Genomic DNA, 2666 nt, shown 5'->3' with positions numbered 1-2666 from the left:
AAGCGCCCTATACGCTGATCGATGGCGCTGCTGATACGAGCTATGTCAGTGACGAGACGCTGATTCAGCGATCTATGGGTGAGATGATAACGACCTCTCAGCAAGATATGATGGTGAGTAGTGGTGATGGGCATCATCAGGTCAGTAGTGAGTCTTTGGCAGTGGTTGCTGATGGTCAGTTCAGTATGACCAATGGTAAAGACAATATTATGCTGTCAGCGCATACAGGGAAGCTTGAAGCGACAGCAAAGCAAGATGTGAATATGTCATCTTCGACCAAGGAAGTTGAAGTGGTAGCAACGAATAAGATTACGCTGACGGCGGGCGGTGCAAGTATCACATTAGATGGCGGTGATATTACGATTGCGGCGATGCAGTTTACGGAGAAGGCTGGTAAGCATTCGAGGGCTAAAGGGGGTCGGGATGGGTTGGGGCTTGGGGTATTGCCGAGTTTGATACCTTATGCAAAAACGCTAATGGATGGGGTTTATAATTTAGCGTATCAGTTTGTTTTCGAAAACGATATACCTTACGCTAGTGTAGCCTATACAGCTAAAAATATTGTAACTGGTGAAACGTTTAATGGGGTCACTGACGAACATGGATGGACTGAACAATTTTATACAAATTCTGAAAATGAAATTGAAGTCCATTTAGATCTACCTTGGCAAAAAACAACAGCAGATAAGTCTTATAATTTAACTTATCAATTTGTGTTTGCTAATAACATACCCTATGCAAATGTTAAATATATAGGTAAAAACAAAAGAACTGGTCAAGTCTATCATGGTACTACTAATGAAGATGGTTTAACTGAAGAGTTTTACTCAGAAAGTGAAGATGAAATTGACGTAAGTTTACACTTACCATGGCAAAAAATGAGGGGTTTTTATGAGTGATCCAGTTATTCACGCTAGAAGATATACCAGCAACAAAACTAAAGCTAAGCTCCAGAATAAAGTGGTACAAAAAGTTTCTTATATTTCTGAAGATCAAATTAGCAATATTGAAGACAGGACTACAGATATAATAGTAACTGCGTTACTTAAAGAGTATTCGAATGCTCCTAGTGGTCTTTTAGGTGCTCTACAAGCAATGTTAGTAGGTGGAGAAGCAAGTATTAATCAAATAAGGAACATTTTTCTAAAAGATTATAACTGGTATAAGGCTACTGGCGAAAGGTTAAAATACCAAGAACTGAGCTCTATGCCAGGTGTAAGAAGATGCTTAGATTATATGAACTGGGACAATTATGATACTTTTGAAGAAGCTTGGAAAGACGTAGGAAATCAATGTTATAGCCAGTAATTAAGATATAAGGACAGCCCACCCATGAAAATTAAGTATTTATTAATACCTATTGTTATTGCTTTTCTATCATCTTGTAGTTATAACTCAGACATAACTGAACCTAAAAAAGTATCAATAATAGAATATATTGATAAAAGTGATTTAGAAAGATATGGGTTTACAACTAAAGATATTAAGGACTTTGATAGCAAAATTAAAAATAGCGATATATTCTCAGATAATTATACAAAATATGAGACTAAAGGATTTACCATACTATCTAATGATGAGAATCCTGAACATATCTTTATATTAAAGAACAATAAATTCATAGCTTCTTTTGATGATAAAGCTAGAACCTTGTACTCTAAAGAGGCTAATATTCCTACCCGACTAGATGCACTAGTGACTTATATTCCTACAACGCCTTCACTAAGTTACAACAATGGAAAATCTAGCTATGACGATCTAAATTTGGACGGTGTAGATATTATTTATGAGGTTATGCCTAGTAACGATAAGAGACTTGATTATTTTTCTGCGGAGATTCTTGGTACACCAAACCTAAATATAATCGATGCAAAAATATCAGGAAAAGAATGTAAAGCTTTGGTTGGATATTATGCTTGTTGTTTTTCAGACGAAGGTAATTACGAAGCGTATAAGTTTGACTATAAAGCTGGTTGGTCTAGTATTCCCTCCAATAAAATATTGAATGAAGCTTGTAATAGTGAGAACTTTGAAGCTGCCAAGAATGAGCTTAAAAGTAAGCTCTTCAGCAACTAATTATTAAATCCACTGAATAACCCATCCTAGCCTATTTGAGACTGTCGATGAACAAGCCGTTGAGAGTGGCTATCGCAACACGGGCAACGGTCTATCAGAGTGGATTACCGATCATAGAGCGGAGCAAGCGTACTCACAGCTGAACGTCGATGATGGTCAAGTTGCTGCCACGCTAAAGATGGGAATTATCAATGCTGCAAGCGATGATGCCAGTAGTAAACGTCAAGGTATCAATGCCAATACCAGTGCACAAATCAATATCAAGTCTGGCGAAGCACTCGTCATCACGACTCAGCCGCAAACTCATGCACAATCTGAGCAACACAACTATCAACAGCACACCCCGACTCTCACTCAAACGGCACTCGGTGGTCAACATCTGGCTGAACGCTTAACGCAATTGGCAACGGGACTGGGACGTCAGGTCAATGACCATAAAGCGATTAAGACCCAGTTAGAAACTATCGCAGAGGATCAGCAAACCAAAACCCATCAACAAGCGCCCTACACCCTGATTGATGGCGCTGCTGATACGTGAGCTATGCTGAAGAAACCGTACAACTAAACTTGGTAAACTAAGCGTATTCACA

General features: G+C 38.6%; 4 protein-coding genes. All 4 read left to right on the top strand.

Annotated elements, in window-relative coordinates:
• A partial coding sequence (locus EI164_RS15535) for a DUF2345 domain-containing protein (protein ID WP_192520872.1) occupies positions 1–899 on the top strand: 899 nt, incomplete at its 5' end.
• On the top strand, positions 892–1308 hold the full coding sequence (locus tag EI164_RS15530) for a hypothetical protein (protein WP_192520870.1): 417 nt from the start codon (positions 892–894) through the stop codon (positions 1306–1308). The genes EI164_RS15535 and EI164_RS15530, both read left to right, overlap by 8 nt.
• Before the next feature lie 24 nt (positions 1309–1332).
• A complete protein-coding gene (locus tag EI164_RS15525) occupies positions 1333–2076 on the top strand; it encodes a hypothetical protein (protein WP_192520868.1) in 744 nt (247 codons plus the stop codon).
• 16 nt (positions 2077–2092) lie between these two features.
• Complete coding sequence (locus EI164_RS15520; RefSeq protein WP_192520873.1) at positions 2093–2614, top strand: type VI secretion system Vgr family protein; 522 nt, start codon at positions 2093–2095, stop codon at positions 2612–2614.
• Positions 2615–2666 lie beyond the last annotated feature (52 nt).

Source organism: Psychrobacter sp. FME13 (assembly GCF_014861395.1).
Taxonomy (GTDB): Bacteria; Pseudomonadota; Gammaproteobacteria; order Pseudomonadales; family Moraxellaceae; genus Psychrobacter.
This window is presented reverse-complemented; position numbering and strand designations above follow the sequence as displayed.